The organism is Streptomyces niveiscabiei (genome assembly GCF_001419795.1).
Taxonomy (GTDB): Bacteria; Actinomycetota; Actinomycetes; order Streptomycetales; family Streptomycetaceae; genus Streptomyces; species Streptomyces niveiscabiei.
Window position 1 is genome coordinate 1 of the sequence record NZ_LIRL01000191.1, and the last position, 6694, is coordinate 6694.

A 6694-nucleotide genomic window follows, 5' to 3' on the forward strand; every position below is an offset into this window, starting at 1 on the left:
CCTCCTCACCCGCACCGACCCGCCCGCGCCGCAGCTCTGGGCCGTCCTCGATGAGACGGTCCTGCGCCGCCCGGCCGGCGAACCCGCCGTCATGCGCGCGCAGATCGAGCACCTCGTCGAGACCGGCGACCTCCCGAACGTCACCCTCCAGGTCATGCCGTTCACCGCCGGCCTCCACGCGGGAGCGTTCGGCCCCTTCACTCTCTTCCGGTTCCCGATGACCGACTTCCCCGACATCGTCGGCACCGACACCCTCACCAGCGCCGCCTACACCGAGGAGAAACCCGACGTCGCGCTGCACCGCGAGGTCTTCGACCGGATGAGCACCCAGGCCATGTCCCACCGACGCACCAGGAAATACCTCCTGGACGTCCGCAAGGAATTGAACTCATGACGCACGCCACGAACGCCGACAACGAACTGGGCACCCAGGGCTGGCACAAACCCTGGAGCGGCAGCAACAACGGCAACTGCCTCGAAGTAAAACGACTCGGCGGCGGGAACGTCGCCCTACGGCAGTCCACCGACCCCCGAGGCCCCGCCCTCATCTGCACCCCCACCGAAATATCCCAGTTCATCGAGGCAGCCAAGTCCGGTCTCGCCGATTTCCTGGTCACGTGAGGAAGAAATGAACCCCGAATTAGACCCCATCGACGACGGATTCAGCCCCCACGACATCGACACGAGCGTCCCGCACTCCGCCCGCCTCTACGACTGGTACCTCGGCGGCNNATCACCCAGTTCCTCGACATCGGCACCGGCATCCCCACCGAACCCAACCTCCACCAGGTCGTCCAGCAGACCGAGCCCGCAGCCCGCATCGTCTACGTCGACAACGACCCCATCGTCCTGCGCCACGCCCAGGCCCTCCTACACGGAACACCCGAAGGACACCTCGCCTACCTGCACGCCGACATCCGCGACCCCGAACAGATCCTCGCCCACGCCCAGAAACACCTCGACTTCACCCGGCCGGTCGGCCTCTCCGTCGTCGCGCTCCTGCACTTCGTCACCGACGACCAACACCCCTACCGGATCATCGAAAAACTACTGGAACCCCTGGTTCCCGGCAGCCATCTGATGCTGTCCCACCTCATCACCCAAGACCCCGAAACCGTGAAGCGGGTCGACGCCATCTACCGCACCGGAGGAACCTCCCTCAAAGCAAGATCCTTCGAGGAGATCAGCCTGTTCTTCCGGGGACTTGAGGTCTGCGACCCCGGCATCGTGCCCACCACCGGATGGCGCCCCGACGACACCATGACCGTCCACGACGAACCCGCGGTCTACGCGGGTGTCGCCCGCAAACCCTGAAGATCCACAGGCCCGTCAATTTTGAAGTGACGTCGAGACAGTGGTGTACCCCAGTGGCAGAAGGACTGCCGCCGCGGCTGCCAACGATCCTCCGGGGACTATCGACATCACCTCGGCCGCCGCCGTACGGCTCCGTTCCCCTCTTCCTGAAGGGAGTTGTGTGTCGAACCACGAGACGCGATGGCACCCATGCGAATTGGACAGCTGCCGGACACGGTTGAACCTGCCGTCCCCTGGCGAAGAAAGATTCCTCCGGGGGCTCCACGACGTCCGCCACGCGATGAGCGGCGAATGGACCTGGGACATCCTCGTCGCTCTCTGCGCCAGGCCACTCCAATACACGCGCCTACTGGAAACGATCCGCACTCAGAAAAACGAAATTAGATGGCCGGGCAGAAAGCACCTGCACCTTCAAGACAGTCAGCTGAATCGTACGCTCAGGCGTCTCGAACAAGCCGAACTCGTCCGACGTACCCGCGAATCATTTTTCCCCTACCGCGCGACCTATGAACTCTCCACCGCCGCAAGAGAACTACTTGGAGCCTCAACCTCGTTGGTCCTATGGACCGAAGCCCACTCGGATCTGCTTGAACGCACGAGACAGCGGAGAAAAGAAGAGGGACCTCGCTGATCCAGTGCCCCTCAACCACTCGCCCGAATATCTCACCTGGAGCAGCGAAGGGGGCCGACGGTGCTTTGTCGGCCCCCTTCGTCCCCCCACATCAAGCTGTGGCCAGTTGCGGCTCCCTGTTCAGCACACCGTCCATGAAGCAGTTCCACTCGTGGGTCGTGTACTCATGCGCCAAAACGGCCACACCAGCGCGATCGCTGAGGACGGCCCCGGCGGCGGTTATGGTCACCAGGATGCGAGCCGGCGCCGAGCGCTCCCCCCGCAGGTACCCGAGGAACTCCTCCCAGTCGGAGGCGGGGTAGACGTGAGCCGCTCTGGCGAGGTCGCTGCTGTTGCGTACGCCGACCAAACCGCCGCCCAGAGCGGCGACTTCGACGCATCCCTGGGCCGACTCGGACATCTTGGCCTTGCGCCACACGGCATTGCTCAGATCAGGGGTGGGCATGGCTCACATCTCCTTGAGGGCATTACGCAGCCACCGCTCGGACGCGGGCTCGTCGAGCGCCGCGCCGCGCAGGGCGGCGTGCGTCCTCTCGAAGCGCCGCAGATCCTGCGTCTTCTGCAAATAGAGGTTGCCGCCGGGGCTGTCCACGTAGGCCACCGACGGCTCGGACGGGTCATGGAAGTCGAGGATGGTGAACGAGCCGGTCAGCGAGCCGTGTGCTCCCTTGTCGTACGGGAGGATCTGCACGGTGATGTTGGGCGCTTCCATGCAACGGAGCACGTGCTCCAGCTGGGCTCGCAGGACGGCCCGCCCTCCGACCTCGCGCCGCAGGCTCGCCTCGTCCAGGACGGCGATGATTTCGAGCGGGGTCTCCGGCAGTTGGAGGCTCTGCCGCTGCCGCTCCAGGTGGAACTCGGTGAGCCGGTCGACCAGTTTGGCGTTCGTCACGGACGGCCGGAGGACTGCGCGGAGGTAGTCCTCGGTGCGGAGCAGGCTGTGTACCGCCGCGAGGGCGAACACCTTCAGCGACGCCGCTTCGAGTTCGAGCGCCACGTAGTTCGCGAGGCTGGTCGGCATGACGTCCTTGTAGTCGTCCCACCAGCCGTCGTCCTTGATCTCCGAGTGCAGCTTGAGGAGCGCGGCGACGGTCTCCTTGTCGGCACCGTAGATGTCGACCAGAGCCTTGAGTTCGATCAGCAGCGGTGTCCGCTTGCCGGTCTCGATGCGGCTGAGCGTCGGATTCGACCTGCCGATCTCGTCGGCGGCCTGCACGAGCGTCTTGCCGGAAGATTCACGCAGCGCACGGAGGTGATTGCCGAGAAGGCGACGCTTCCCGGCAGATCCATGAGGCGTGTTACTCATGCGGCGCTGCTCCCTCTTCGACCCAAGCTGACGGCCATGGATCAAGTGTGCCGTACGGACGGGGCGCGGAGCATCGGCCTGGTTCATGGAGCCTCCACTGACTCAAGAAGGGCCGTGAATCTTCTGTATGTAGTTGCCGTCAGAAGATTCTAGGTCCATCCTGGGGTGACCAGCTCGTGACGGACCGCGTTCCCCCGGACGCGTCCGGTCCGAACGAGGGATGCGTCATGCGCCGTTGCACCCTTCTTCAACTCCCGTGGTGACGGCACCTCGTAGCCCCCGAGAGCACTTCGCGCAGGCAAGGCGATGCACATCTCAGGAGATGTCCGTGTCGAAACTCCCGCCCCTCTCAGCCGAATGGTCCGTACTGGCGGACCAGAGCCACGTGAGCGTCATCCGACGCCAAGCCGCCTCACGGGTCGTCGAGTGGGGGCTGACCGATCTCGCCGATCCCGTCCGCCTCCTGGTCAGCGAGTTGCTGACCAACGCCATCAAGGCCATGAGCACCACGGCCGGCGAGCCGGTGACCACCAGGCTGTCCTACGACAGACACGCCTTGGAGATCTCGGTGAGTGACCCGAGCGCCGAACGGCCCCACCTCACGGCTCCTGATCTCCAACGCGAGGGTGGCCGCGGCCTGTTGATCGTGGCGGCCCTCTCGAAGGACTGGGGTTACCGGCCCGACGCCACCGGTAAGGGCAAGACCGTCTGGTGTGTCGTCGCCGTACCGGAGCCGGACGCCACGGCCGCCCCGACGAAGCACAACACCGCTCGTCTCAGCACCAACTCCCTTTCCGGACTGTCGCGGTCCGCCGGCGCGCTGTTCCACAAGTACGTCGTCGTCTCGACCGCTCCCAGTTCGGCCTAGTCCCGGGTACCGCGCGGACGGCGTTCCCCGGCGTCGTCCTCGCCGCATACCCGGGGGCTCGGTTCTCCTCCCTGGGAGGCGGGTCAGGCGCGCGGCGCCGACCGAAATCGCCCCAGGAGATCCGAGCGAGAAGCAGCGCCCCTCCCCACTCCGGGTGCTGCCGACTCCCGGCTGTCGTGCGACCAGGGAACGGCACGACAGCCGGTCCAATACCTCGCTTCTTCCTGATGTCCCATCCGAGGAATCATGATCGTCAGAGCTCTCCGTCCCCGCTGTCGCGCGTCCACCGGCAACGCCCGATCCGCCTCGCCGCTACGCGGCCATCTCCTGCCGAAGCCGTCGAAGGCTCTGCGCCGCGAACTCGTGACTCTCGGGCAGCCGCTCCTGCGCCACCCGCATCACCCGCTGCAACTGGTGCGGAAGCCGCTGCGCCGTCGCTTGCCGTACGGCCTCCTCCAGGAATTCCCCGGCCCCCTTGCGGTCGTCGGCGAAGAGCTGCACGTGCGCCATGGTGATCCGCTGGATGACATGCCACTGCGGCGCGACGGTCATCGTGGGAGCCGGGCCGTGTTCGACGAGCCGGATCGCCTCGGTGGTACGCCCGGTGGCCACGAGGCCGCGCAGCCGGATCTCGTACAGCGAGAACGGGTTGAAGAGGCTGGTGTGCTCGGCGTGGCTGAGCAGATCGTCCGTCTCCCGCATGGCCTCGTCGAACAGGTTCCGGTCTCCGAGCGCGTCGGCCGCGCGGGCGAGCAGGGGCAGCACCGATGCCCGGGTGGCGGTGTCGGGCGCGAACTCCCGGGCGTGGCGGAGGCGTTGGACGGCCGCGCCCTTCAGTCCGGCCTTGCGCAGTTCGTTGCCGTGCATGCGCAGGGCGTACGAAATCATGGCCGGGTCGTCGAAGTGGGCGACGAGGTCGAGGCTCTTCGCCGTCCAGTGCGCGGCGGTGGACAGGCGTTCCTCCGGAAGGACGTTCCCCAGGGCCACTCCCAGTCCGACGCGTGCGCGGGCGAGCAGGTGGAGGACTTCCCGTTCCGCGTGACCGTCTCCGAGACGGGCTTCCAGTCGGGCCACGAGCGGCCACAGTTCGGAGACGGCTTCGGTGGCGTGGCCGGACTGGCGGGCGAGCTCGGCGAGGCGGACGGTGGACTCTCCGAACTGGACCATCGCCCGGTGATCGGTGTCCGCCCTGTCCGTGACGCCGAGGACGTGCGGAGGCAGGCGCAGCCGTTCGCAGACGTGGCGTCGGGAGCCGACGTCGTCAAGTCGGCGTTTGCCGAGTTCGAGCGCCGAGACGTACGTCTTGTCGTAGCCGAGGACCTCGCCGAGTTCGGTCTGGTTCATGTGGTGCACCTGACGGTAGAAGCGCAGGATGCTCCCCAAGTCGCCGGTGGCGAGGACCCGTTCGGCCTGGACGGTCGTCCAGTGCCACTGCGCGAAGCGGGCCGAGGACCGTACGGCGAAGGCTCCGTCCACGGCCGCCTACGCCGTACGGTCGGACCAGGCGGCGATCGACCGTTTGTAGCCCTCGGGCATGGTCAGCTCCGGTACTTCCGCGGCGGTGAACAGGCCGACCTGCTTGTGCTCGTGACTGACGACGGGGGTCTGTTCCGGGGTGAGGACAGTGCAGCCGTACGTCACGATCAGGACCCTGCGGCCGGGGATGGGTTCGTAGATCCACACTCCGCCATCGATCAGCGGACCGGCCTTCACCTCCCAGCCGGTCTCCTCCTGGATCTCCCGCTCAAGTGCCGCCTCCGGACTGCCGTCCGGCGGTACGGCCCCATCCGGACTGCCCGTCTCCAGCCGCCCGCCGGGCAGTTCCCACTCCTCGCGCTCGTTCTTCAGCAGCAGGACACGGCCGAGCGCGTCCACGGCGACGCCCTTCACCGAGACGGGCCAAAGGGGCGGGGTGTACGTCATCGCGGTCCTTGTCCTGCGGTGGGTGACTCCGGCTTCCGGAACGTAACACGGCGTTCCCAACTCGCCTGCGCGTCGGGCGAATTGTCCGAGTCGACAATCTGTCGCTGTACCCGGCCGCCGCGCCTTTTCCAAGCTGACCGCACTGACTTCGTCCAGAGGAGCAGCCCCATGCGCGATACGCCCGGCCAGGCCCTGACTCCGTTCGCCTCCCGCCAGGTGGACATCCACGCACCGCGCACCGTGGGCACGATCATCCGGCGATTGCGGGAGGACGGGCTGGTCGTCGTGGACGGCCTGGTCACCCGCGAGGCGGTGGCCCGTTTCGCGTCCCGGGTGATGTCGGTCGTACCGCATCCTCACGGCAGCTCTGATGGGGTGACCGTCATCCGCAACACCCGGGCGGACGCCCACCTCATCGGCCGCGGTGGCTTCGGTATGGGCGAGTTGGAGGCACATACCGACCGGTCGAGCGTTCCGCAGCCGCCGAGGTTGATGCTCCTGGTCTGTCTGAGGCCCGCCGCCGAGGGCGGGGTGTCGCTGCTGGCCGACGGGCGTGACGTCCTGGACCGGTTGACGAAGTGCAACACGCAGGCGGCCGTCAGGTTCTCCACGCCGCGTACGGCCTACTTCGGGGCGGCCTGGCGGTCGGTGA

At 66.9% G+C, this 6694-nt stretch carries 10 protein-coding genes; 6 read left to right on the forward strand and 4 right to left on the reverse strand.

What is annotated here, in order from left to right; genetic code table 11:
• The 4 genes from AOK24_RS10735 to AOK24_RS52690 all read left to right on the forward strand — a co-directional run.
• Positions 1–394, forward strand: a 394-nt coding sequence (locus AOK24_RS10735) for a DUF5753 domain-containing protein (protein WP_240553791.1), incomplete at its 5' end; no start/stop codon positions are given.
• Positions 391–621, forward strand: coding sequence for a DUF397 domain-containing protein (locus tag AOK24_RS10740; RefSeq protein WP_055719838.1), 231 nt, complete (start codon positions 391–393; stop codon positions 619–621). The genes AOK24_RS10735 and AOK24_RS10740, both read left to right, overlap by 4 nt.
• 111 nt (positions 622–732) lie before the next feature.
• Positions 733–1314, forward strand: a complete 582-nt coding sequence (locus AOK24_RS45670; protein ID WP_240553793.1) for an SAM-dependent methyltransferase — start codon at positions 733–735, stop codon at positions 1312–1314.
• A 280-nt stretch (positions 1315–1594) separates the two neighbouring features.
• Complete coding sequence (locus tag AOK24_RS52690) at positions 1595–1945, forward strand: winged helix-turn-helix transcriptional regulator (protein ID WP_107103933.1); 351 nt, start codon at positions 1595–1597, stop codon at positions 1943–1945.
• A gap of 91 nt (positions 1946–2036) precedes the next feature.
• Here AOK24_RS52690 and AOK24_RS10750 read toward each other — a convergent pair whose 3' ends face one another.
• Positions 2037–2390, reverse strand: coding sequence for a DUF397 domain-containing protein (locus AOK24_RS10750; protein WP_055719840.1), 354 nt, complete (start codon positions 2388–2390; stop codon positions 2037–2039).
• Between the two features lie 3 nt (positions 2391–2393).
• Positions 2394–3251 (reverse strand): helix-turn-helix domain-containing protein, encoded by an 858-nt coding sequence (locus tag AOK24_RS10755; RefSeq protein ID WP_063799420.1) that lies wholly within the window; start codon positions 3249–3251, stop codon positions 2394–2396.
• Between the two features lie 322 nt (positions 3252–3573).
• Here AOK24_RS10755 and AOK24_RS10760 point away from each other — a divergent pair, with 322 nt between their 5' ends.
• Positions 3574–4119: an ATP-binding protein gene (locus AOK24_RS10760; RefSeq protein WP_055719842.1), complete on the forward strand. Its 546-nt coding sequence runs from the start codon at positions 3574–3576 to the stop codon at positions 4117–4119.
• Positions 4120–4431: 312 nt separating this feature from the next.
• Here the strand turns inward: AOK24_RS10760 and AOK24_RS49615 are convergent, their stop codons facing one another.
• A complete protein-coding gene (locus AOK24_RS49615; protein ID WP_193555080.1) occupies positions 4432–5595 on the reverse strand; it encodes a helix-turn-helix domain-containing protein in 1164 nt (387 codons plus the stop codon).
• 6 nt (positions 5596–5601) lie between these two features.
• Positions 5602–6042, reverse strand: coding sequence for an NUDIX hydrolase (locus AOK24_RS10770; protein WP_055719843.1), 441 nt, complete (start codon positions 6040–6042; stop codon positions 5602–5604).
• A gap of 168 nt (positions 6043–6210) precedes the next feature.
• On the opposite strand from AOK24_RS10770, the gene AOK24_RS10775 reads away from it, so the two are divergent.
• Positions 6211–6694 (forward strand): TauD/TfdA family dioxygenase (locus tag AOK24_RS10775; RefSeq protein WP_167376822.1); only part of this gene is annotated, 484 nt, incomplete at its 3' end.